The following is a 22626-nucleotide window of genomic DNA, read 5'->3' as shown; positions in this document are numbered from 1 at the left end:
TGTGACGGCATGACGGATGAGCGGCGGCTGGTGAAGGTCTCCAAGTACCTGGCCAAGCATCTGCGGCACCAGCCCGAGCGGATCGGGATCGAGCTGGACGCCCGGGGCTGGGTGGAGGTGGACGCGCTGCTGGCGGCCGCGGCCGCGCACGGGTTCCCGATCTCGCCCGAGGAGCTGGAACAGGTCGTCGCGGGCAACGACAAGCGGCGCTACGCGATCGAGGACGGCAGGATCCGCGCCAGCCAGGGGCACTCCGTCCCGGTGGAGCTCGACCTGCCGGTGGCCGAGCCGCCCGCCTTCCTCTACCACGGCACCGTGGCCGGCAACGTCGCCGCGATCCGCGCCGAGGGGCTGCGCCCGATGGGCCGCCACCACGTGCACCTGTCCCCCGACCGCGAGACCGCCACCCGGGTGGGCTCCCGCCGGGGCAGGCCGGTCGTGCTGGCCGTCGACGCCGCAGCCATGCACGCCGCCGGGCACGAGTTCCACCTGAGCGCCAACGGCGTCTGGCTGGTCGGGCACGTCCCCCCGTCCTTCATCCGTTTCCCGGGCTGAAGGATGATGGGCGGAGTGGAGGTGCGGGCCATGAAGCATCGGGACATCCGCCGGCTGGTGCTCGACACGTTCGCGCGGGAGGGCCGGGCGCCTTCGGTGGCCGAGCTCGCAGACCGGCTCGGCCTGGACGGGAAGGCCGTGCTGAACGGGCTGGAGGACCTCCACGACGCCCACGCGGTGGTGCTGGGGGACTACGGCGACGCGATCCGGATGGCGCACCCGTTCTCCGCCGCGCCGATGGGGTTCGTGGTGACCCCCGCGGCGCCGTACGACGACCGCATGTGGTGGGGCGGCTGCACCTGGGACTCCTTCGGCATCGGCGCGGCGCTCAAGCTGGAGGTCGTCGTCGCCACCCGCTGCCCCGGCTGCGGGCGGGAGCTGCGCATGGAGGCCGGCCCGAGCCGCCCGCCTGGGCAGGACTGGGTGGCGCACGTCCCCCGGCCCGCCCGCGAGTGGTGGCACGACGTCATCGACACGTGCGGCAACCTGCGCACCTTCTGCTCCGCCGAGCACCTGGCGCGCTGGTCGGCGAGAACGGGCCGTGCCACAGGGGAGGCCGTGCCGGTCGCCCGGCTGTGGAGGCTCGCCCAGCCCTGGTACGGCGACCGCCTCGACCCGGACTACCGCCCGCGCCGGACGGCCGCCTCGCAGCGGCTGCTCACGGAGGCGGGCTTCACCGGGGACTTCTGGAGGCTGCCCGTGGACCGGGTGGAAGCGGTCATGACCGGTGAGGACCCCGGCTGACGCAGGTGACCTGTAGCGTGCCCTGACGTGAGGAGAGCGGAAGGACGTCGCGGCGCATGACACTGGTGAACGGGGACTTCGGCGTACCGGGCTCGCTGGCGCGGGTGCTCGCCGACATCGGGACCGAGCGCGCCGCCCAGGACGCCCGGTGGGGGATCCAGGACATCGCCGACGGCACGGACCCGGAGCGGGCGGCCGCGGCCGAGCGGGCCAAGGACGAGACCGCGGCGGCGTTCGCGGACGGGACGCTGACCTGGCGGCACATCCTGATCGAGGAGGTGCTGGAGGCGTTCGCCGAGGACGACCCCGAGGCGCTGCGGACGGAGCTGGTCCAGGTCGCCGCCGTCGCCGCCAAGTGGATCCAGGCCCTCGACCGCCGCCGTCCCGGCCCGGAGCCGGTCGTCAAGGAGCGGTTCAGGGCCATCGTGGACGTCCACGTGCTGCTGGTCCGCGGCGGCGAGGTGCTCCTGCTGCGCCGGGCGAACACCGGGTACGGCGACGGCCGCTGGCACCTGCCCTCCGGCCACCTCGAAGCGGGGGAGTCGGCCGTGGCCGCGGCCGTCAGGGAGACCCACGAGGAGACCGGCGTGACGATCGCCCCCGAGGACCTGACGTTCGCCCACGTCATGCACCGCGCCCCCGACCGCGTCGGCCTGTTCTTCCTGGCCCGGAACTGGAACGGCGAGCCGTGCAACGCCGAGCCCGCCAAATGCTCCGAGATCGCCTGGCACCCCCTGGACGACCTCCCCCCGGACATGATCGCCTACCCGGCGTCGGCCGTACACGCCATCACCACCGGAGAGCCGTTCGCCCTCCACGAGTGGAACGCCACCCCCGCGACCGGTGAGGCGCCGGAGCATTCCGATGTAGGCGAACCCGAGGGGCTCGCCTACAAAATGCGGATATCTGAATGAGTGGCATGTTAATGCGGGTTGTATATGGATATTCTGACGATTCCTATTCTGCCCCGTAGTGAAGGACATCCCGTTGATGGCGGGAGGGCGAATGACTTGGGATCCTCTGAGCCCCTGTCGTCGATGAGCAGGTCGACTCGCCTGCGAATCCCTGGTGACCTGGCCTAATCTCATGAAGCGTTGACCCCTGTCCTCGAACGCGTTTTCAATCGAAGGGAGCGGGAGGTGCTGGTCGTGGGAAACGCGGCGCCTACACTGGACACCGTGATGTCCGCTGTGACCCTTCGGGGTCCCGCTGCGGCAGTCGCCCATCTGCTGGCGACGGCCCGTGTCAGCGGTGTGCGCGTCAATCGCACCAAGCTCAGTGAGCTTCTCTATCTCGCCGACCTGCGCGCCGTCGAGAACGGCCTCCCTCCCGGTTCGGGCGTCGAATGGAGATGGCGCGACCGGGGTCCCCACAGCCGGCGCCTTGCCGAGGTCGAGGAGGACCTTCGTGAGGCGGGCATCATCCTCGTGGAAGACAAGGCCGATCCCTTCGCGGGTCATCGGGAATGTCTCGTCCATCTCGTGGACACTCCCCGGACGGACATCGACGCCGAGTTCGCGGAGATCGTGAACGGTGTCCTGGCTGACTACGGGCGATGGTCGGCCGGGCAGCTGCGTGATCTCGCCTGTCAGACGCCTCCCATGCAGGAGGCTCTCAAGAGGCGTCAACGTGATGTGCGGCTCGACCTCGCAGGGGGACCACCTCTGCCCGACCTCGGTTCCGGGCTTGCCCGGCTTCGCAGATGGGCCAGGGGTAACCCTCTGCCGGACGACGAGCCAGGCGGCATCGGCGATCTCGCCGAAGAGGTCGACCAACTCGCCGATCACCGCGCCGATGCCACCCGGCACCTTCTGGAGGACTAGTGCCCGGTCCGTACATGGCGGGCGGTGTTCACCTCGTCAGCGACAAAGCCCTGCGCCTCATCCCTGAGGAGGAGCGAGTCGTCCACGATGAGCGACGACCTGTGGTCGTGGTCACGGGAACGGAAACCAACGGCGACCCGGCCTGGCCGTTCGTCCTCATCTGCCCCATCTCCGGTTCCACCTCGCGACGCACCCGTTTCGACGTTCAGTTGGCCAAGGGCCAGGGTGGGGCCGTCAAGAAGTGCTGGATCCGCATTCCGGCCGTGCAGCCTCTCATGAAGTCGGCTCTGGAAGACCGGACCGGAATGCTCGATGAGGACTTGCTGACCCAGCTTCAAGGCCGTCTCGCTCAGTATCTCGGCCTCTTGGACTGACCGCTGAAAGCCCCGGCGACAAGACAGCCGGCGTGGAGAAAATGACGGCGCGCGCCCCGGGGGTCGGGGCGCGCGCCGTGCTCGGGTGGGTCAGTGGGGGAGGACCACCGCGAGGGGGGTGACGCCTGCGGTGCGCAGGGCGGCGGGGAGCCTGGCCGCCCAGGGGTGTTCGTCGGCGCTCAGGCCGCCGGGGTTGGCGACCACGAAGCGGACCGCGCCGCCGGGGGCGGGCTGTTCGGTCCAGGTGGCGCCGTAGCCGGTCAGGATCCCGGCGACCGCGGCCTTGCGGGCCGCCGGGACCGTGATCCTGATGGCGGACTCCCGGTCGGGTACGGCCGCCGCGGCGCGGGCGGCGTCCGGATCGGGGGCCTGTGCCTTCGCCCGGGTGGAGGGCAGGTCGGCGGTGACGGCGTTGGCGACGATCCTGGCGGTGCCGTCGGTGAAGGCGCGGAAGTTCGGGTCGGCGGCGAACAGCACCGCGTGGCCCGCGCCGACCGGCTCGTCCACCACGGCGGCCGTGCCGCCGAGCTCCTCGGCGCCCATCGCGAAGCCGGACACGAACCAGTCGGGGGAGTCCGGCGCCGGGTAGGAGACCACCGCGTGGGACGGGTCGGCGGCCCGCATCACCAGGTCGTAGGCGTAGAAGGTCATGACGTCCGGCCCGGCGCCCGCGCCCAGCGGACCGCCGGACACGGTCGTGCGGAACAGCGAGCCGGGCACGTCGGACGTCGGCTCGGCCAGCGTGACGCCGGAGACGCCCGCCAGCACGGCCAGCTGCGTGCCGCCCGCCCAGCCGACGTACCGTCCGCCCGCGGCGACCCACTCCCGCAGCGCCGTACGGCCCGCGTCACCGAGCTGGGCGTTGCCCGTCGCGGCCGGGCCGTCCGGGACCAGCAGCACGTCCAGCCCGGCGAGCCCGCCCGCGGCGACGTCGGCGGGGACGAGCACCTCGTAGGACAGCTTCCAGTCGCGGTCGAGCCGGTGGCGCAGCCAGCCGGTGGACTCGTTGGCGGCCTGGGACGGGCCGGCCAGCTGGAGCACGCCGATCCTGCGGGAGGTGGTGATCCGGCCGGAGGGGGCGGCGACGGGCTTGACCGGGGCCGCGGCCGGGAGCAGGACCTGGCCTGAGGAGCCGCCGGAGACGTCGGCCAGCAGCGGCAGGCTCCAGGCCGTGACGTCGTAGAAGTAGGGGAAGGGCGTGTAGGTGTCCTCGTTCAGCATGGCCTGGGCCCAGTGCTTCTGGCCCTGGGCCATGGGGATCCAGTAGGTGCCCGCGGGCAGGGTGGTCCTGGCCTCGGGCCTGCCGTACGCCTTGAAGTCCCTGACCGTCAGCGGCCGGGTGAGCCTGAACACCTGCACGTCCATGCGCTGCAGGCGGCGCACGATCAGCTCGGTCCCGGCCTTCTCGGCCGGGTCGCCGGCGCGCAGGAAGTAGTGGCGGACCTTGCGGTCCGGGACCTGGGTGATGACCTCGTTGCCCGGGTTGTAGACCTTGTTCGGCTCCAGTTCACCGGCCAGGCCCTGCCTGAACGCCTCCCGGTGCACGCCCGCCCAGGTGGTGAGGATCTCGGCCCTCCGGTCGGCGGCGGCCGACAGGGAGACCCACTGGGTCAGCCGCTGCTCGAAGGTGCGGGCGGCGATCGGGGAGGAGCCGCCCTTCTCGAAGGTCATGCCCGCGGCGCTGAAGCCGGTCACCGGGACCGTGTCGCCGTAGCCCATGTAGAACAGGTCGTAGACGTCGCGGTTGAAGAACGGGATGCCGCGCCGGGTGAACTCGGCGATCATCGAGGCGCCGTAGACGTCGTTGATCCAGCTGACCGTGGGCTCGGCGATGTCGTGATAGATCGGGTCGGCGTTCGGCGGGAAGAAGTACTCCGTGCCGCCCATCTCGTGGGCGTCGATGAACAGCTGCGGCGGATACTTCCGGAGCAGCTCGATCTTGCCGTCGGTCTCCGGCTGGGTCCGGGCGAACCAGTCGCGGTTCATGTCGAAGGCGTAGGCGTTGCGCCGGGTGTCGGCCTCGCGGCCGTCGGGGTTCTGCGTGGGCAGGATGACGACGACGGCGTTGTCCAGGATGCGCCGGGCGGCGCAGTCGTCGCGTCCGGCGAGGTCGTGGAGGGTCTTCAGGGCGGCGTCGGTGCCGCTCTCCTCGCCGCCGTGGACGTTCCCGGCGACCCAGAGGATCGCCGGAGTCTTCCGGGCCAGGGCGCGGGCGGCGGGTTCGGGGACGAGGGGGTTGCGCAGCGTCTTGATCGCGGCCTCGATCGCGGGCAGGCGCCTGATGTTGCCGGGGGTGCCGACGATCGCGTACCTCAGCGGGCGTCCCTGCGCGCTGGTGGCCAGGGTGCCGGAGACCACCCGGTCGCTGGCCGTGTCGATCGCGGCCAGCAGGGTGTCGGACTCGGCGGTGGTGACCTCGCGCTCGCCGAGGTCGAAGCCGAGCACGCTCCGGGGCGTGGGCACGTCGCCGGTGTAGGAGGGGGGTGTCTGGGTGGCGTCGCAGGCGGCGGGGGGCGTCGCCGCGGCGGAGGCGGGGGTGGGATCCGCGTGGGCGGCTCCGGCGGGAAGCGTGACGGCGACGGCCAGGACGGCCGTCGCGATCGCTGTGAAGCGGTTCGCCATGACGATCACGCTGTCACCCGGAATCGATCACAGCAAGACGTGAGACCGGGTCATGTGCGAGAGGGGCGCCCGCGGTGGCCCGTCCCGGCGCGCAGTCCCGGGACGGGCCACCGCGGGCGGCCGGTTCGGCGCCGGTCCGATCGGTACCCGGCCGGTTCTGTGCTCGACTGCTCGGCGCCCGGCCGTTCGGTGCCGGGCCGTTCGGTGCCGGACGGCTCAGCCGTGGGTGGTGATGCCGCCGTCCACCGGGATCACGGCCCCGGTCAGATAGGAGCCCGCCCGCGAGGCGAGATAGATGGCGGTGCCCGCCATGTCCTCCGGGCGGCCGATCCGGCCGAGCGGCACGCTCGACGCGATCGCGTCGCGGGTGCCCGGGTCGTCGAGGGCGAAGGCCATCATCTTGGAGTCGAACGGGCCGGGCGCGATCGCGTTGACCGTGATCGACTCGTTCGCGAGCCGGTGCGCCAGCTGGCGGGTGAGCATGTGCACGGCGGCCTTGGTCGTGGAGTAGGCATAGGTCTCCAGCGCGGGCACCCGGATGCCGTCCACGGACCCGATGTTGACGACCCGGGCCGGGTCCTCGGCGGAGGCGGCGGCGCGCAGCAGCGGCAGGAACCGCTGGGTCAGATAGAACACGCCCTTGACGTTGACGCCCCAGAGCTTGTCGAAGGCGTGCCCGGGATACTCCTCCAGCGGCGCGCCCCAGGTCGCCCCGGCGTTGTTGACCAGGACGTCCAGCCGGTCCTCGCGGGCGGAGACCGCCTCCACGAGCGCGGTGACGCCCTCCTCGGTGGACAGGTCGGCCGGTACGGCGACGCACCCCAGCTCGGCGGCCGTCTTCTCCACCTCGGCGGCCTTGCGCGAGGAGATGTAGACCGTCGCCCCCGCCCGGGCGAACCCCTCTGCGATCATCCGGCCGATCCCGCGGGAACCGCCCGTGACCACGACTTTCTTGCCTTCCACAGAGAACAGACTCATGTTCGGTAAGCATGCCGTACGGCTGCCGCGCCGTCCATACCGACTGGTCGGTTCCTCGTCACACCGCCCTCGCCGGACTTCGCGGGGGTTGAAAAATAATGTCGGGGTAAAACACAAGAGTGAAACAATCTTCCACGACTCGTTGACATGTCCCCCCGCCAGGGTGTGCCTTCGACTACAACGATTCACTGGTTGGAAGGTGAGGAACCACCATGACCAGATTGGGCGGGCGGCTGGCGGCGCTGGGACTGGCGCTGTCGCTCGCGGCTTTCCCCGCGACCGCCGCGCAGGCCGGGCAGGCTCGGGCGCAGGCCGTACAGGAACCCGCGGAAGGCAAGAGGATCGTCCGGCTGGGGGCGATCCAGGCCATCGACTCGATGAACCCCTTCCTGGCGGTCCGGGTGATCTCGACCTCGGTCCACCGGTGGATGTACGCCTACCTGACGACTCCCGACTCCAAGACCCTCCAGCCCAGTCCCGACCTGGCCGAGTCCTGGCAGACCTCGGACGACAAGCTCACCTGGACCTTCAAGATCCGCGACACGAAGTGGTCCGACGGCACGCCGGTCACCGCGCAGGACGCGGCGTGGACCCTCAACAAGATCATGACCGACGACGGGGCGAAGACGGCCAACGGCCCGGCGGTGGAGAACTTCGAGAGCGTGACCGCCTCCGACGACCGCACGCTGGTCATCAAGACCAAGCAGCCGCAGGCCTCGATGCTGGAGCTGCCGATCCCGATCGTGCCCAAGCACGTCTGGGAGAAGGTCCCCGACGTCGGCACCTACGAGGCCGAGCAGTACCCGGCCGTCGGCGACGGACCCTACATCGCGGTCGAGCACAAGAAGAACGCCTACGTGAAGCTGAAGGCCAACCCGGCCTACTGGCGCGGCGCCCCCAAGATCGACGAGCTGCACGTGATCTTCTACGAGAACCCCGAGGCGGCCAACGTCGGGCTGAAGAAGGGCGACATCGACTGGATCGGCCGGCTGGCCGGCCCGCAGTTCCAGGCCCTGGCCGGCGACCCGAACATCGTGCAGTGGAACACCCAGGGCCGCCGGGCGAGCTATCTGCAGCTCAACCCCGGGGCGGCCACCGCCGACGGCGAGGCGATCGGCGACGGCCACCCGGCGCTGAAGGACGTGAAGGTGCGCCAGGCGATCCACCACGCGATCGACAAGAAGGCCCTGGTCGACCAGGTGCAGAACGGCCTGGCCGTGCCCGCCGACGGCTCGATCGTCCCGCCGATGTACAAGGACTTCTTCTGGCAGGCCGAGGGCGACACGCGGGTGAGCTTCGACCCGGCCCGGGCCAACAAGATCCTCGACGACGCGGGCTACAAGAAGGGCGCCGACGGCATCCGCACCATGCCGGACGGGGACCGGAAGCTGGAGATGCGCTTCAGCATCCACACCGAGGACCCCATCGAGGACAAGCTCGCCCAGTTCCTCACCGGCTGGCTCAAGGACATCGGCATCCAGCTGACCACGCGCAAGCTCGACTCCAACAAGTTCACCGAGGAGACCGGGAGCACCGCGCTGTACGACATCGCCATCAGCGGCTGGTCGGTCAACCCGGACCCCGAGGAGGTCTTCGCCACCCACCTGTGCAGCCGGCGGCCGACGGCGGCCGGTGAGGGCGGCGGCACCGAGTCGTTCTACTGCAACGAGGAGTACGAGAAGCTCTACCGGCAGCAGCTGGCCGAGCTCGACCGGCCCAAGCGCATCGCGCTGATGAAGCAGATGCAGGAGAAGCTCTACACCGACGCGCCGATCATCGCCGTCTACTACCCGAACAACCTGGAGGGCTACCGCAAGGACCGGATCACCTCGATCACCCCGATCCCGGAGGACAAGGGCATCCTGTACGGCGGCAGCGGCTACTGGCCCGTCTACTCGCTCCAGGCGCCGGCCGGCCCGGCCCCCTCGGACGACGGCGGCGCCGGTCCCTTCACCACCGCCGTCGTGGCGACCGCGGCGGGCGTCGTGGTCGTCTTCGGCCTGGGACTCGTGCTGATGGCGCGGCTGCGCCGCAAGGGTGACGACGACCGTGAGTGAGCGCCGATGACGGCACCCATCGAGATCGAGCCCGCCGCCGGTCCGGCGGCGGGCCCGGAGGATGGACGCGGCGCCCGGCGGGGCGCGCTCGGATACGCGCTGGCCAAGCTCGGCGGCGCGCTGCTGAGCATCGGCATGGTCGTCGTCGCGACCTTCTTCCTGTTCCGGCTGATCCCCGGCGACCCGGCGATCGCCTACACCCGGGACGTGCCGCTCACCCCGGACCAGCTGACCCTGCTCCGCCGCCAGATGGGGCTGGACCGGCCGCTGCCCGAGCAGTTCCTGGACTTCGTGGCCAGGGCGCTGCAGGGCGATCTCGGCACCTCCTACGAGTACCGCCGGCCGGTCGCCGAGCTCATCGGCGAGCGGCTGGGGCCGACCCTGCTGCTGGTCGGCACCGGCCTGGTGATCGCCGTCACCCTGGGCCTGTGGCAGGGCACCCGGGCCGCCTGGAACCACGGGGGACGGCTGGACCGCTTCTCCACCGGGATCTCGCTGACCCTGTGGTCGGTGCCGACGTTCTGGCTCGGGCTGTTGCTGCTGATGGTGTTCGCGGCCGGGGTGGGCCCGATCCCGGGCATCTTCCCCACCCGAGGCATGGAGGACGTCGACGCGCCGGACGGCCCGATGTACCTGCTGCACGTCGCCCACCACCTGGTGCTGCCGTGCATCACCCTGGTCGCGGTGGTCTACGCGCAGTACCTGGTGGTCATGCGCTCCTCGCTGCTCGACGAGATCGGCCAGGACTACGTGACCACCGCGCGCGCCAAGGGGCTGCGCGACGCCCAGGTGCGCCGCCGCCACGCCGTGCCCAACGCCCTGCTGCCCACGGTGACGCTGGTCTTCCTGCACATCGGGCTGGTGGTGCAGGGCGCGGTGACCACCGAGACCGTCTACTCCTGGCCGGGCCTGGGCCTGCTGTTCTACGAGGCGATCAAGGGCCCGGACTTCGCCGTGATGCAGGGGACGTTCATGGTCCTGTGCGTCGCGGTGATCATCATGAACACGCTGGCCGACGTGCTGTACCACGTCCTGGACCCCCGGGTGAGGTCCGCATGAGTGAGACGGCGGCGCGCCGCCGGAGAGCGCTGATGCGGTTCTGGCGGGACTACCGCGCCCAGCGGGCCGGGCTGTACGGCGCCGCGATCCTGGCCGTGTTCGTCCTGCTGGCCCTGGTCACACCCCTGGTCACCGACCCGTCGGGCCTGGACGTGACCAAGGCGACGGGACCCAAGATGGCGCCGCCGAGCGCGCAGTTCCCGCTGGGCACCGACGAGTCGGGCCGCTCGATCCTGCTGATGATCCTGTGGGGCTCGCGGGTGTCGCTGCTGATCGGCTTCCTGGCGGCGCTGCTCAGCATGGTCATCGGCACGGTCACCGGGATCACCGCCGGGCACTTCCGGGGCTGGTCGTCGGCGGTGCTGATGCGGATCACGGACTGGTTCCTGGTCCTGCCCTCGCTCGTGCTCGCCCTGGTGCTGGCGGCCATCCTCGGCGGCGGCACCTCCACGATCATCCTGGCGATCGGGGTGACCTCCTGGGCGGCGACGGCCCGGCTGATCCGGGCCCAGACGCTGGCCGTGGAGGCCAGGCCGTACGTCGAGCGCTCGCGGGTGCTCGGCGCCGGGCACTGGCACGTCATGACCCGGCACGTGCTGCCCAACGTCGCCCCGCTCGTGCTGGCCAACACCACGCTCACGGTGGCCGGCGCCATCGTCACCGAGTCGACCCTGGCCTTCCTCGGCGCGGACGCGGGGCAGGCGTCGTGGGGCAGCATGCTGCGCGGCTCCTACGACTGGGGGGCGGTCACCTCCGGCGCGTGGTGGTACGTCCTGCCGCCGGGCCTGTGCATCGTCGCGGTCGTCCTGGCGTTCACGTTCTGCGGCCGGGCGCTGGAGGCCGTGCTCAACCCACGCCTGCGGGGGGTCGCGTGACATCGTCGGGGACACAACCGGGGACACAGCCGGAGACGCGACCGGAGACGCGGCCGGGGAGGCTGCTGGAGCTGCGGGATGTGGCGGTCACCTACCGGAGCGCCGCCGGGGACGTGCCCGCCGTGCGCGGGATCTCGCTGGAGGTGGCCGAGGGCGAGGCCCTGGGCCTGGCGGGGGAGTCGGGGTCGGGCAAGTCGACCCTGGCCATGACGCTGCTGCGGCTGCTGCCCAAGAGCGCCCGGGTCACCGGGGAGATCCTGCTGGACGGCGAGGACGTGCTCCGGATGAACTGGGGACGGCTGCGCGCGGTGCGGTGGGCCTCGGCCTCGGTGGTCTTCCAGGGGGCCCAGCACGCGCTGAACCCGGTGCGCCGGGTCGGCGAGCAGATCGCCGAGCCGCTGCTGGTGCACGGCATCGCCGCGCCGGCCGAGGCGCGCACGCGGGTGGCCGGGCTGCTGGAGCAGGTCGGCCTGCCCGCCTGGCGGGCCAGGAGCTACCCGCACGAGCTGTCCGGCGGGCAGCGTCAACGGGTGATGATCGCCATGGCGCTGGCCTGCTCGCCCCGCCTGATCATCGCCGACGAGCCGACGACGGCCCTGGACGTGATGATCCAGGCGCAGGTGCTCACGCTGATCCGCTCGCTCATCGCCGACCGGGGCATCGGCCTGATCATGATCTCGCACGACCTGTCCGTCCTGGCCGCCACGTGCGACCGGCTGGCGGTGATGTACGCCGGGCGGGTGGTCGAGACGGGACCGGCGCGCGAGGTCTTCACCGGCGCCCGGCACCCGTACGGCAGGGCGCTGGCCGAGGCGTTCCCCACGGTCGGCGACCCCTCCTCCCGGATGGCGCCCCGGGGCCTGGGCGGCGACCCGCCCGACCCGATGCGGCTGCCCGGCGGCTGCTCCTTCCACCCGCGCTGCCCGGTGGCCCTGCCGTCCTGCGCGTGGCGGGAGGTCGAGCTGTGGCCGGCGGACGGCGCCGCCGTGGATCCCGCGGATCACGTCACCCGGAGCACGGAGACCCGGCACACCGCGGCGTGCGTCCACGTCCTGCCGGAGCCGGAGGAGGAGAGCGCATGACCCTGCTCGAAGCCAGAGACCTGCACGTGGAGTTCGCCTCCCGCGGGCGGCGGGCCCGGGCCGTGGACGGGGTCGACCTCACCGTCGGCGAGGGCGAGATCGTCGCGCTGGTGGGCGAGTCGGGCTGCGGCAAGACGACGCTGGCACGCACCCTGCTCGGGCTGGAGCGGCCCGCCTCGGGCACGGTCCTGTACGGCGGGGCGCCCCTGGCCTACTCCGCCCGCGCGCTCAAGGCCTACCGCCGCGAGGTCCAGCTGGTGCCGCAGGACCCGACCGGCTCGCTCAACCCCCGGCACACGGTCTACGAGGCGGTGGCCGAGGGGCCGCGCATCCACGGCCTGCGCGACGAGCGGGAGCGGGTCGCCTCGGCGCTGTCGCGGGCCGGGCTCCGGCCGCCCGAGCGGTTCTTCCCGGTGTACCCGCACGAGCTGTCCGGCGGCCAGCGCCAGCGCGTGGTCATCGCCGGGGCGCTCGCCCTGGACCCCGAGGTCCTGGTCGCCGACGAGCCGGTGGCCTCCCTGGACGCCTCCGTCCGCGGCGAGATCCTCGCCCTGCTGCTGCGCCTGCGCGCGGAGCTGGGCCTGTCGGCGCTGGTGGTCACCCACGACCTCGGCCTGGCGTGGAACATCGCCGACCGGGTCGCGGTGATGTACCTCGGCAGGATCGTCGAGTCGGGCCCCGTCGAGCAGGTGCTGAGCGCGCCCTCCCACCCCTACACGCAGGCGCTGCTCTCGGTGCTCCCGGAGTCGCCCGCGCCCATCGTGCTGAGCGGCGAGCCGCCCGACCCGACCCGCATCCCCGGCGGCTGCCGCTTCCACCCCCGCTGCCACGTCCTGGCCGCGGGGAAGGCGGCCGAGGCCGGGGTCGACGGGCTGTGCCGGTCGCAGCCGCTGGAGGTCCTGCCGTCCTCGGCCGCCCTGCAGGCCGCCTGCCACTACGCGCGGGCCCGTCAGCCCCGGCTCTGAGCCCGCCCGGTGCTCCACCACATCGGGGCCGCCGCGGGGCCGGGATCGTCGTGGATCGCGAAGCCGCACCGGAGTGTCGGAAGGCCGCGGGGCCCGGTGGTCCCGCGGCCCCGGGGTGTCGGTCAGGGTTGTGCGTGGAGCTGGGCGCGGGTCGTTTCGGCCTGCTCGTTGACGGTGGCCAGGACGGGGCCGGGGACGTCCTTGACGCGGAAGGTCTCGACGAGCTGGTCCAGGACGGCGTCGGCCTCTTTGAGGTCGCCGCCGCGGGCGTGGGCGCGGGCCAGGCGGCGCATGGCCTCATTCAGGGTGATGTTGTCGACGCCCGCGTCGGTGCCGGGGTCGAGGGTGGTTTCCACGACCGCGTTGAGCTGGTCGATGCTGGTCTCGGTGTCGGCGGTGCGCACGGTGATGCCGTCGTCGGTCAGGGTGAGGAAGTGGCGTCCGGCGTTGGCGCCCTTGGCCAGGCGCGCGTGGACGGTCAGGGGGTGGTCGGGGTGGTCGGCGATGAGCCGGTCGAGGGCGGCGTTGCCGTCGGCGAGCTGGGGGGCGTCGGAGCCGCGCAGGGCCAGCAGGGTGCCCTGCTGGTCGCCCAGCAGCAGGTCGCCGGCGGCCCGGTCGGCCTCGTCGGCGGGCGGGTTGATCTGGACGGAGTGGTCGGGTGAGACGACGGTGGAGCCGTCGGGTGCCCGGTAGCGGGCCTGCAGCCGGTAGGTGCCGGGCTGGGGGAAGGTGAAGCCGGCGGCGCCGTAGCCGAGGTAGGCGCTGCCGTACAGGGCCGGGGTGGTGGCGTCGAGGGTGACGGCGCGGTGGCCGCCGCAGGGGCGGGCGATCGGCCGGAAGGGGCGGACCTGCCCGGCCGGGTCGGTGACCAGGACGGACAGGTGGCCGCCTCCCGGGGTGAGGTCGTCGGCGGCCTGGGCCGTGGGACGGCTGCCGTCCAGGGACACCTTGATCTCGACGGTGACGGGCTCGCCGTGGGAGAAGGCCTCGCGGCCCGACAGCTGCACGCGCAACCCGGACCGGCTGGGGGCGGGCGGGGCGAGGTCGGCCAGGTGGGCGCCGCCGGTGTGCATGTCCGAGCCGCCGAAGACGACGTCGGAGTAGAAGCCGTGGCGCAGGTGCCGGAGCTCGTCGGGGGTGAACCGCCAGGTGAACACCTTCCAGAAGAGCGCCTCGTCGCCCTCCGTCGCCGCCGGGTCCTCCCTGTAGTCCTGCTGGTAGTTCATGAACGACTTGTCGCCGTAGCCCTTGCACGGGCCCAGCGGTGACGGGGGGATGTTCTCGTCCTTCTGCCAGGAGTGGGCCAGGTTGAGAGCGTGGCCGATCTCGTGGATGTAGGTGAACAACTCGTCGCGCGTGCCGAGCGTGTCGGCCGTTTTCATGACGTTGTAGAAGGTGGCCACGCCCTGCCGCGGGACGTCGTCGGTGTCGTCGAACATGACGCCGTCGGCCTCGTCGATCTTGCCTTCGGCGTTGATGTAGCTGTCGGCGATGAAATTCCACAACTTCCATTGCGGCTCGTCGCGGTACAGGCTGAAGTGGCCGGCCATCGCGGCGTGCAGTTCGGCCGCCGACCAGTGCCTGTCCTCGCCCGCCTCGGATACGGGCACCTCGTTGGGCTTGCCCGCCATGCGCAGTTCGATTCCGGCGTCGGCGAAGGCCGACTGGACAGTGATGATCTTCTTGTCCAGTCCGGCCGGGAGCGGCTGGTGCTCGGTGGTGGCGTACTGGCCGGGTGGTTCGGTGTCCTTGACGTAGTCGATCTCCCAGTCGATGGTCCGCAGGAACCGCGAGACGTAGTCGCAGGTGTAGACGGTGGGGCCGGCTCCGTCCGATCCGGTGAGGGTGAGCGTGGCGATGCCGCCGGGGGCGAGCTTGTCGACCTCCACCGACTGCACCGGCGGCCCGGACTCATCCGACTTCGTCACCGTGCCGATGATGGTGGCGGGCAGGGCGACGGCCGTGCCGCCGTCCAGGATGAACGACGTGGCGTAGGTCTCCACGCCGTCGGCGAGGTCGAAGAAGTCTCCGGACACCACCGGCTTCTCGCCGGCCAGGTCGACGCGCAGCTCGACCTTCGAATCGCCCGCGGCGGTGGTGCCGGTGAAACGCCCGGCGGCCGGGAGCCGCAGCCGCCGGTACTCGGCGGGCAGCGCGCCGAGCCCGGCCAGCACCTCGGCGTAGGCGCCGATGCTCTTGGGGCCTTTGATCCAGTCGAACTGCATCGCCCGGTCGCCTTTGACGAACAGGGTCTGGAAGTTGCCGTCGGCGTTGGGGAGCATGACGGCGTGGTCGAAGTCGCCGCGCATGTCGGCGGGCAGCTTCTTCCACCCGGCTTCGGGCAGCCCTGACAGCGGCCCCGTATAGGTGGCCCCCTTGCCCCAGGTGATCGATGTGCACCGGTCGCCCTTGATCAGCAGCGTGACCACCGGGTTGACGCTCGGCCGTTGCAGCAGGACGTCGACGTCGCTGCGGAACTCCGCCGGCAGGTGGGAACCGAAGTTCGCCAGGCCGGTGAGCAGTCCCGTGTACTGGGCGCCGACGCCGTGTTTCCAGTCCACGCACATGTCACCGGCGATGAACACGGTGCGCCGTACGCCGTCGGAGGCGGTCGCCATGATCGCCGCCTCGCTGCAGCTGGCGAACGGCTCGGGCAGGCCGTTCAGCTTCCCGCCGAACTGCTGCGTCAGCGGCCCCTGTGACACCAGCGCCTGCTGGCCGACCAGCGCGACCTGCTCGCCCCGCAGGAACATCGCCCTCCACTGCGACTCCCGCGTGTGGAAGACTCCCGCGAACCCCGTGGTCTTCGCTCGTAAGAACCCCATGGTGCAGCCTCTCCCTCTCCTCGAACCGCCGATGGCCCGGGCAGGGCCCCGGCATGCGGAAGATGACCGGCGCGTACGGCCGGACGCTCCCGAGACGACCGGGAAAGGAGGCGGGCAGGCGATCATCTGACGCGACCATCGCCGCACCTGGTCAACCACTGGCTACAGGCGGCTGTGCACGTGTTCCGGTTCTCCCGGATGGGCGGGCACGACGATCCCGGACACCACGAATGAATCGTGTGCTGGACCGATCCACCCGTCAACGTCCGAATGCGGCCATTTCCGTACATCACGCGGGGACTGAGAGCCCCGGTCGATCCCGGGGCCGGGTCAGAGGCCGGGCAGGCGGCCGTTGCGGAACAGGTCGACGAAGAGCTGGTGGTCGGTCCTGGCCTGGGCGCCGTAGGCGTGGGCGAAGTCGACCAGCATGGCGGTGAAGCCCTTCTCGTCGCCGTCGATCACCGACACGATGGCGTCCTCGGTGGAGAAGTCGACCAGGTCGTGGCTGGACTCGTCGTCGGCCACCGAGTGCATGCGCGCCACCGCCGTACCCAGGTCGCCCACCACCGAGGCCAGCTCCTCGGGCTCGTTGACGTCGCCCCAGTCGAGGTCGGTGGAGTACGGCGAGACCTCGGCGACCATCTGGCCGACGCCGTTCAGCGTGGTGTAGCCGAGCCACGGGTCGGCGTAGGCCTGCAGGGCCCGCTGGGACTCGGCGGTGCGGTGCCCCTGGTGCTTGAAGTAGCCGCGCACCTTCTCGTCGGTGATGTACCGGGCCACGGCCGGGACCTGGGCCTGCTTCATGTAGAGGATGACGTCGTTCTCCAGCGCCTGGGTGTGGCCCTCCAGGAGCATGTTGTAGGAGGGCAGCCCGGCGGAGCCGATGCCGACCCCCTTGCGCAGGGCGAAGTCCTTGATCGTGTGCTCGACCTCGGAGACCGAGGGGAGCGTGGTCAGATAGTCCAGGAAGGCGGTCTCGACCGTTTTGCGGGTCTCCTCGTCGACCGGATAGCGCCCCTCCATGACGGTGAAGCGGCGGTCGTAGTTCTCGATCGTGGTCTCCACGTCGAGCAGGGCCACCCGGGTGTGCAGGCGGGCCTGCTGGAGCACCCGGTGCAGCACGCCGCTGGTGGTCTCCAGGGTCAGCGCGCCGATGGCGTCGTCGCCGCCGTGCGAGATGCCGTGCAGCTCGGCGAGGTAGGCCTGGGAGAAGCGGGCGACCAGCTCGCCGATGGTCTCATCCGACAGGGCCTTGGCGTAGCCGATCAGCGCGACGCTGGCGGCGAACCTCTTGAGGTCCCACACGTACGGGCCCACGTAGGCCTCGTCGAAGTCGTTGACGTTGAAGACCAGCACGCCCGAGGCGTTCATGTAGGTGCCGAAGTTCTCGGCGTGCAGGTCGCCGTGGATCCACACCCGGCTCGTCCTGTCCTCCAGGAACGCCTCGTCGGCGAACGAGCCGGTCATGTCCGCGTAGAACAGGCTGGCGCTGCCCCGGTAGAAGGCGAAGGGCGAGGCGGCCATCTTCCGGAACTTGCGCCGGAAGGCGGGTGGGTCGAGCGCGATGGCGTCACCGAACTCGGTGGTCAGGACGTCGAGGATGTGGGCCGAGCGCCCTTCGGTGGTCATGCTGCGCACGCTAGACCGGGGAACGGCACTGCGCCAGATGGGAAAGCCCGTGATTTTGGAACGTATCAATGACTTTTTGCGACAGGCCGGTCGGCGCTCCCCGAGATAGGCCGGGTGCCGTCGCCTCGTCGTCATCGCCGCGCGGGGTCCTCAGTAGTCCTTCAGCTTGATCGAGTTCGCCGCCCTGGTGGTCAGCCTGTTGAAAGGGGCGGACATGATGGGCGAGGACAGGATCCGGTAGGTCCGGTTGCGGTTGCGGATCTTCCTGTCGGTGGGCGGGGCGAAGAACGGGCCGACATTGCCCGCGACCTTCTGGCAGGCCCTGGCGTAGCCGCGGATCTCCTGCTCGTAGCGGGCCAGGCCGGTACGGTGCCCGCCCCCGGCCGCCGCCAGCTCGCCGGCCAGCACGTAGGCGGAGATCATGGCCATCCCCGCGCCCATGCCGCCGCAGGTGGCGCCGTACCCGGCGTCCCCGAGCAGCGCCACCCGTCCCCGGGTGAAGCGCTCCATGCGGACCAGGCCGATCGCGTCGAAATAGAGGTCCCCGGCCTCCCGCACGCCCTTCATCAGCCGCGCGGCCTCCCAGCCCATGCCCTCGTAGACGTCGGCCAGGAAGCGGCGCTGCCGCCCGGTGTCGCGGTGGTCGCCGCCCGGCGGGTGCTCGGCGGAGAAGACGCACATGACGCCGGTACGGCCGCGCTCGTCGCCCGCGGCCAGGGACCTGCCGGGCTCGGTGTACATCAGCGAGCCCGGCCCGAGACCGAGGTCGTCGGGGGTGGTGAAGATCGCGACGTAGTAGCCGGAGGGGTGCACGAACCGCTCCTCGGGCCCGAAGGCCAGCCTGCGCACGGTGGAGTGCAGGCCGTCGGCGCCCACCACCAGATCGAAGGTACGGCGGGCGCCGCTCTCGAAGGCGACGTCCACCCCGCCGGGGGTCTCGGTCATGGAGGCGATGGAGTCGCCGAAGAGGTACTCGGCGTCGTCGCGGGTCCTGTCGTACAGCAGGCGGCTGAGGTCGCCGCGGAGGATCTCCACCTCGCCTCCGGTGAACTCCGGCGGCAGGCTCGCCAGCGGCCTCCCCTGCCCGTCGACGACGGTCAGCGGGCCCGGGGTGGTGCGCAACCGGCGGATGTCCTCCAGCACCCCCATGCGCCGCAGCATGCCCATGTGCGCCGCGCCGCGGAAGTCGACCGCCTGGCCGCCCTCCCGCAGCGCCGCGGCCCGCTCCACCACCGTCACGGTGAAGCCGCGGCGGTGCAGCCAGAAGGCCAGCGCGGGCCCGGCGATGCCGGCGCCGGAGATGAGAACGGACGCGCTCTTCACGGGGTCCCCCTGTCGTCAGGCCCGGATCCGCGGACGCGGACCCGGTGATCTGAAGACTGGGGGAGGACGCTGACGGGCCGCCTACCGGCCGCTGACGGGGACCGGACGGCGGGATCGGGCGCGGTGCGTGCGGACACCCGCCGTGCCTCCCCCTGCGGAGCGGGCGGCTCAGTCCGAGCGGACGTCGAGGCCGAGCACGGTGGCGATCGTGACCGCCTGCGCGAGGTCGACCACCGCGCCCTTCAGCGTGACGTTGAGCGGGTCGACCGCCGACAGGTCGCTGCCGCGCAGGTCGCAGCGGGTCAGGTCGGCGCCGTGCAGCCACGCCCCGGACAGGTCGACCCCCCGGAACGTGGCCCGCTCGCACCGCGCCCCGGTCAGGTCGGCCTCGCGCATCCGCACGTCACCGAAGGAGACGCCGAGCAGGCCTGCCCCGGACAGGCCGGTGTAGGACCAGTCGCCGCCGGAGACCTTCAGCAGCTCGAAGGTGCAGCCGTCGAACACGCTGCCGACGAGCTTGCAGTCGGTGAAGGTGGCGTCGAAGAACGCGCACCGGGTGAAGGTGCAGTTCAGGAACGCGCTCTCGGTGTGGGTGGAGGCGTTGAACCGGACGTTGCGGAAGGTGCACTCGGTGAAGACCGCGCCGCGGCTGGTCGCCTCGGTCATGTCCACGTCGATGAAGGCGACCCGCTCGTAGGAGCGGTCGGCCAGGTCCTCGCTGTCCCAGTCTTCGCCGCTGATCGTCGATTCGGTCGCGGGCGCGGGCACGCCGTGTTCGCGCTCAGCCATGGGCGGCGCTCCGGGGGGAACCGGGGGCGGAGCTTCGGATGCAGATCACCCGCCGGATCCTGCCACGCCGTACCGACAGTTCCCGGACGGCGATCACGCGGGGAGCCGAGGGAACCGTTTCTCATGAAGTTCCCAGGTGAAGTTTGTGGCACTTTCGATAGAGATTTATGAGTATGGGGCGATGGAGCGCGTACCGCAGGAGGCCGGTACGGCTGAGGCTCAGGGGGCTCAGGCAGCTCAGGGGGCCGTGGCCGGGAGAACCCGGCGGTTCGCCGTCGGGGGTGTCGCGCTCGTCCTCGTGGCGGTGCTGGCGTACCGGCTGGGCGGCGGCGGGGGCGGCGAAGTGGCCGGGTCCGCGCCGAGCGCGACGCCGACGCCCGGCGCGACGCTCACGGTGGCCGACGTCTACGAGAGGGTCGGGCCGTCGGTGGTGGTCGTCCGGGCCGGGCGCTCGCTCGGGACCGGGGTGATCGCGGCCGAGGACGGGACGGTCCTGACGGCGCACCACGTCGTCAAAGGCGCCGAGGAGGTCACCCTGACCTTCGCCGACGGCACCAAGTCGAAGGCCGTCGTGGCGTCGTCGAACCCCGGGCGCGACGTCGCGACCCTCAAGCCCGCGCAGCTGCCGGAGATCGTCGTCCCGGCGACGCTCGGCGGCGCCGTGGCCGTGGGCGCGCCCGTCGTGGCGATCGGCAATCCGCTGGGCCTGACCTACAGCGTCTCCACCGGCGTCGTGTCGGGCCTCGACCGGACCGCCGGCCGGACCGCCGAGGACGGCGACCTGAGCGGGCTCATCCAGTTCGACGCCTCCGTCAACCCGGGCAGCTCCGGCGGGCCCCTCCTGGACGCCCGCGGCCTGGTCGTCGGGATCGTCGTCTCGATCGCCGACCCGGGAGGGGACGAGGCGTTCGCCGGCATCGCGTTCGCGGTGCCGATCGGCGCGGCCCTGGGCGGCGGCGAAGGCGACGGCCCGCCGGGGGACGGGCCCCTGATCTGACCGAAGCCGACCGAAGCGTCAGGAGAAGGATCACCATATGACCTCGACCAAGCCCCTCGATCCGGCCCATCCGCTCGAACAGGTGTTGTTCGAGGTCAAACGCACGATCGTCGGGCAGGACGTCCTGCTGGAGCGCATGGCCGTCGCGCTGATCGCCGACGGCCACCTGCTGGTGGAGGGCGTGCCGGGCCTGGCCAAGACGCTCGCGGTGAGGTCGCTGGCCGCCGCGATCGCCGGGAGCTTCCAGCGCGTCCAGTTCACCCCCGACCTGGTGCCCGCCGACCTCGTGGGCACGCGGGTCTACCACCAGCACTCCGGGGAGTTCCGGACCGAGCTCGGCCCGGTGTTCGCGAACCTGCTGCTGGCCGACGAGATCAACCGCGCCCCCGCCAAGGTGCAGAGCGCCCTGCTGGAGGTGATGCAGGAGCACCAGGTGACGATCGGCCGTGAGACGTTCCGGGTGCCCGAGCCGTTCCTGGTCATGGCGACGGAGAACCCGATCGAGTCGGAGGGCACCTACCCGCTGCCCGAGGCGCAGGTCGACCGTTTCATGATGAAGGTGGTCGTCGACTATCCGACCCAGCCCGAGGAACAGGCGATCGTCGCGCGGGCGCTGCGCCCGCCGGAGCCGCCGCAGCCGACGGTGACGACCGAGGACCTGATCGCGATGCGGGCCCGCGCCCGGCAGGTGTACGTCGATCCGGCGATCGTCGACTACGCGGTACGGCTGGTCGCCGTGACGCGTTCCCCCGCGACGGCCGGGCTCGGCGAGCTGGAACGGTACGTCACCTACGGGGCGAGCCCGCGGGCGTCCATCGCGCTCGTCACGGGCGCCCGGGCGCTGGCGTTCCTGCGCGGCCGCGACTACGTCCTGCCGCACGACCTGTCCGAGATCGCGCTCGACGTGCTGCGCCACCGCCTCGTGCTGTCCTACGAGGCCCTCGCCGACGACGTCGACGCCGACACGATCATCACCGGGGTGCTCGGGGCCGTCCGCGCGCCCGACGTCGTCCTGCAGAATCGCTGAGCCATGGCCACCGCCCCAGAGAGACTCCTGCTCCGCCTGGAGTGGAAGGTCGTCCGCAGGCTCGACGGCCGGCTCCAGGGCGACCACCGCACCGCGCACCGCGGCTCCGGGATCGACTTCACCGGGGTGCGCGCGTACAGCGAGGGCGACGACGCCCGCCACATCGACTGGAACGTGACCGCGCGGCTGGACGAGCCGCACCTGCGCGTGTTCACCGAGGACCGCGAGCTGACGGTGTGGCTCGTGCTCGACCGGTCGGCGTCGATGGCGGCCGGCCGTCCCGGGCGCGGCAAGCACGACGTGCTCGCCGAGCTCGCGCTCGTCCTCGCCCGGCTGTTCGGCCGGGGCGGCAACCGCGTCGGCGCCCTGCTGTTCGGCACCGGGGTGCTGCGCGTCGTGCCGCCCGGCACCGGCCGGCGGCACGCGCTGCGGATCGGCGCCGAGCTGGAACGCACCGCGGAAGGCGCCACCGGGGCGCGCGGCGGCACCACCACCGACCTGGCGGAGATGCTCGAGGCGGCCGGACGGCTCGCGCGCCGCCGCGCGCTCGTCGTCGTGCTGTCGGACTTCATCGGCGACGGCGACTGGGAGCGCGCGCTCCAGCGCCTGGTCCGGCGGCACGAGGTGGTCGCCCTGCGGATCGTGGACACCGCCGACGACGTGCTGCCCGAAGCCGGGCTGATCGTGGTCGAGGACGCCGAGACCGGCGAGCAGCTCGTCGTCGACTCCGCCGACCCGCTGCTGCGGGTCCGTTTCCGCGAGGCCGTCGACGCCCGCGACGCCCGGCTCACGACGGGCATGCGCCGGGCCGGGGTGCCCGTCCACCGCATCGACACCGACCGCGACCTGGCCGAGGCGCTCGTCGAGGTCGTCGCCCGCACCCGGGACCGGTCGCCATGACC

Annotated in this window: 19 protein-coding genes; 13 read left to right on the top strand and 6 right to left on the bottom strand. The window is 71.7% G+C overall.

The genetic code is table 11. The features are described from left to right. Positions 1-9: 9 nt before the first annotated feature. The 5 genes from Pta02_RS03835 to Pta02_RS03815 all read left to right on the top strand — a co-directional run bounded on the left by Pta02_RS03835 (position 10) and on the right by Pta02_RS03815 (position 3496). Complete coding sequence (locus tag Pta02_RS03835; protein ID WP_203873234.1) at positions 10-555, top strand: RNA 2'-phosphotransferase; 546 nt, start codon at positions 10-12, stop codon at positions 553-555. Between the two features lie 30 nt (positions 556-585). Next, positions 586-1299: an alkylmercury lyase family protein gene (locus tag Pta02_RS03830; protein ID WP_203873233.1), complete on the top strand. Its 714-nt coding sequence runs from the start codon at positions 586-588 to the stop codon at positions 1297-1299. Positions 1300-1355: 56 nt separating this feature from the next. Continuing rightward, positions 1356-2213 (top strand): NUDIX hydrolase, encoded by an 858-nt coding sequence (locus tag Pta02_RS03825; RefSeq protein WP_203873232.1) that lies wholly within the window; start codon positions 1356-1358, stop codon positions 2211-2213. Between the two features lie 225 nt (positions 2214-2438). Then, positions 2439-3122 (top strand): hypothetical protein, encoded by a 684-nt coding sequence (locus Pta02_RS03820; protein ID WP_203873231.1) that lies wholly within the window; start codon positions 2439-2441, stop codon positions 3120-3122. Next, positions 3122-3496, top strand: coding sequence for a type II toxin-antitoxin system PemK/MazF family toxin (locus tag Pta02_RS03815; RefSeq protein ID WP_203873230.1), 375 nt, complete (start codon positions 3122-3124; stop codon positions 3494-3496). The genes Pta02_RS03820 and Pta02_RS03815 overlap by 1 nt, the downstream gene beginning before the upstream one ends. A 90-nt stretch (positions 3497-3586) precedes the next feature. On the opposite strand, the gene Pta02_RS03810 is transcribed toward Pta02_RS03815, so the two are convergent. Together Pta02_RS03810 and Pta02_RS03805 are read right to left on the bottom strand one after the other, a co-directional pair. Further along, positions 3587-6118, bottom strand: a complete 2532-nt coding sequence (locus Pta02_RS03810) for a M14 family zinc carboxypeptidase (protein WP_203873229.1) — start codon at positions 6116-6118, stop codon at positions 3587-3589. Positions 6119-6334: 216 nt separating this feature from the next. Beyond that, complete coding sequence (locus Pta02_RS03805) at positions 6335-7096, bottom strand: SDR family oxidoreductase (protein ID WP_203873228.1); 762 nt, start codon at positions 7094-7096, stop codon at positions 6335-6337. Positions 7097-7308: 212 nt separating this feature from the next. On the opposite strand from Pta02_RS03805, the gene Pta02_RS03800 reads away from it, so the two are divergent. The 5 genes from Pta02_RS03800 (at position 7309) to Pta02_RS03780 (ending at position 13134) form a co-directional block, all read left to right on the top strand. Next, complete coding sequence (locus tag Pta02_RS03800) at positions 7309-9153, top strand: ABC transporter substrate-binding protein (RefSeq protein ID WP_203873227.1); 1845 nt, start codon at positions 7309-7311, stop codon at positions 9151-9153. Positions 9154-9159: 6 nt separating this feature from the next. Continuing rightward, the gene (locus Pta02_RS03795; protein ID WP_203873226.1) at positions 9160-10212 is read left to right on the top strand and encodes an ABC transporter permease; all 1053 of its coding nucleotides are present in this window, start codon (positions 9160-9162) and stop codon (positions 10210-10212) included. Continuing rightward, the gene (locus tag Pta02_RS03790) at positions 10209-11087 is read left to right on the top strand and encodes an ABC transporter permease (protein WP_203873225.1); all 879 of its coding nucleotides are present in this window, start codon (positions 10209-10211) and stop codon (positions 11085-11087) included. Before Pta02_RS03795 ends, Pta02_RS03790 begins: the two co-directional genes overlap by 4 nt. 80 nt (positions 11088-11167) lie before the next feature. Continuing rightward, complete coding sequence (locus Pta02_RS03785; protein WP_307837443.1) at positions 11168-12169, top strand: ABC transporter ATP-binding protein; 1002 nt, start codon at positions 11168-11170, stop codon at positions 12167-12169. Then, positions 12166-13134, top strand: a complete 969-nt coding sequence (locus Pta02_RS03780) for an ABC transporter ATP-binding protein (RefSeq protein ID WP_203873224.1) — start codon at positions 12166-12168, stop codon at positions 13132-13134. Before Pta02_RS03785 ends, Pta02_RS03780 begins: the two co-directional genes overlap by 4 nt. Before the next feature lie 122 nt (positions 13135-13256). On the opposite strand, the gene Pta02_RS03775 is transcribed toward Pta02_RS03780, so the two are convergent. From Pta02_RS03775 to Pta02_RS03760, 4 genes are all read right to left on the bottom strand, one after another. Beyond that, positions 13257-15959: a hypothetical protein gene (locus Pta02_RS03775; protein ID WP_203873223.1), complete on the bottom strand. Its 2703-nt coding sequence runs from the start codon at positions 15957-15959 to the stop codon at positions 13257-13259. Between the two features lie 330 nt (positions 15960-16289). Next, complete coding sequence (locus Pta02_RS03770; RefSeq protein WP_203873222.1) at positions 16290-17588, bottom strand: DUF2252 domain-containing protein; 1299 nt, start codon at positions 17586-17588, stop codon at positions 16290-16292. 150 nt (positions 17589-17738) lie between these two features. Beyond that, entirely contained in the window at positions 17739-18911 is a 1173-nt protein-coding gene (locus Pta02_RS03765) for an FAD-dependent monooxygenase (RefSeq protein ID WP_203873221.1), read from the bottom strand. Positions 18912-19079: 168 nt separating this feature from the next. Continuing rightward, on the bottom strand, positions 19080-19700 hold the full coding sequence (locus Pta02_RS03760) for a pentapeptide repeat-containing protein (protein ID WP_203873220.1): 621 nt from the start codon (positions 19698-19700) through the stop codon (positions 19080-19082). A 247-nt stretch (positions 19701-19947) separates the two neighbouring features. Here Pta02_RS03760 and Pta02_RS03755 point away from each other — a divergent pair, with 247 nt between their 5' ends. From Pta02_RS03755 to Pta02_RS03745, 3 genes are read left to right on the top strand one after another with little or no spacing between them, the layout of a single operon-like run. Then, entirely contained in the window at positions 19948-20697 is a 750-nt protein-coding gene (locus Pta02_RS03755) for a S1C family serine protease (RefSeq protein ID WP_239129483.1), read from the top strand. Between the two features lie 37 nt (positions 20698-20734). Further along, positions 20735-21724 (top strand): AAA family ATPase, encoded by a 990-nt coding sequence (locus tag Pta02_RS03750; RefSeq protein WP_203873218.1) that lies wholly within the window; start codon positions 20735-20737, stop codon positions 21722-21724. Between the two features lie 3 nt (positions 21725-21727). Continuing rightward, positions 21728-22624, top strand: coding sequence for a DUF58 domain-containing protein (locus Pta02_RS03745; protein ID WP_203873217.1), 897 nt, complete (start codon positions 21728-21730; stop codon positions 22622-22624). Positions 22625-22626 lie beyond the last annotated feature (2 nt).

Origin of the sequence: Paraplanobispora takensis (assembly GCF_016863195.1) — a bacterium.
Classification (GTDB): domain Bacteria; phylum Actinomycetota; class Actinomycetes; order Streptosporangiales; family Streptosporangiaceae; genus Planobispora; species Planobispora takensis.
Note: the sequence above shows the minus strand (reverse complement) of the source record. Positions and strands in the feature narration are given on the sequence as shown.

Excerpts from the sequence above, each read along its gene's own strand:
- Pta02_RS03835 (WP_203873234.1), top strand. The coding sequence starts at position 10 with ATGACGGATGAGCGGCGGCTGGTGAAGGTCTCCAAGTACCTGGCCAAG.
- Pta02_RS03830 (WP_203873233.1), top strand. The coding sequence starts at position 586 with ATGAAGCATCGGGACATCCGCCGGCTGGTGCTCGACACGTTCGCGCGG.
- Pta02_RS03825 (WP_203873232.1), top strand. The coding sequence starts at position 1,356 with ATGACACTGGTGAACGGGGACTTCGGCGTACCGGGCTCGCTGGCGCGG.
- Pta02_RS03810 (WP_203873229.1), bottom strand. The coding sequence starts at position 6,118 with ATGGCGAACCGCTTCACAGCGATCGCGACGGCCGTCCTGGCCGTCGCC.
- Pta02_RS03805 (WP_203873228.1), bottom strand. The coding sequence starts at position 7,096 with ATGAGTCTGTTCTCTGTGGAAGGCAAGAAAGTCGTGGTCACGGGCGGT.
- Pta02_RS03800 (WP_203873227.1), top strand. The coding sequence starts at position 7,309 with ATGACCAGATTGGGCGGGCGGCTGGCGGCGCTGGGACTGGCGCTGTCG.
- Pta02_RS03795 (WP_203873226.1), top strand. The coding sequence starts at position 9,160 with ATGACGGCACCCATCGAGATCGAGCCCGCCGCCGGTCCGGCGGCGGGC.
- Pta02_RS03790 (WP_203873225.1), top strand. The coding sequence starts at position 10,209 with ATGAGTGAGACGGCGGCGCGCCGCCGGAGAGCGCTGATGCGGTTCTGG.
- Pta02_RS03780 (WP_203873224.1), top strand. The coding sequence starts at position 12,166 with ATGACCCTGCTCGAAGCCAGAGACCTGCACGTGGAGTTCGCCTCCCGC.
- Pta02_RS03775 (WP_203873223.1), bottom strand. The coding sequence starts at position 15,959 with ATGGGGTTCTTACGAGCGAAGACCACGGGGTTCGCGGGAGTCTTCCAC.
- Pta02_RS03770 (WP_203873222.1), bottom strand. The coding sequence starts at position 17,588 with ATGACCACCGAAGGGCGCTCGGCCCACATCCTCGACGTCCTGACCACC.
- Pta02_RS03760 (WP_203873220.1), bottom strand. The coding sequence starts at position 19,700 with ATGGCTGAGCGCGAACACGGCGTGCCCGCGCCCGCGACCGAATCGACG.
- Pta02_RS03750 (WP_203873218.1), top strand. The coding sequence starts at position 20,735 with ATGACCTCGACCAAGCCCCTCGATCCGGCCCATCCGCTCGAACAGGTG.
- Pta02_RS03745 (WP_203873217.1), top strand. The coding sequence starts at position 21,728 with ATGGCCACCGCCCCAGAGAGACTCCTGCTCCGCCTGGAGTGGAAGGTC.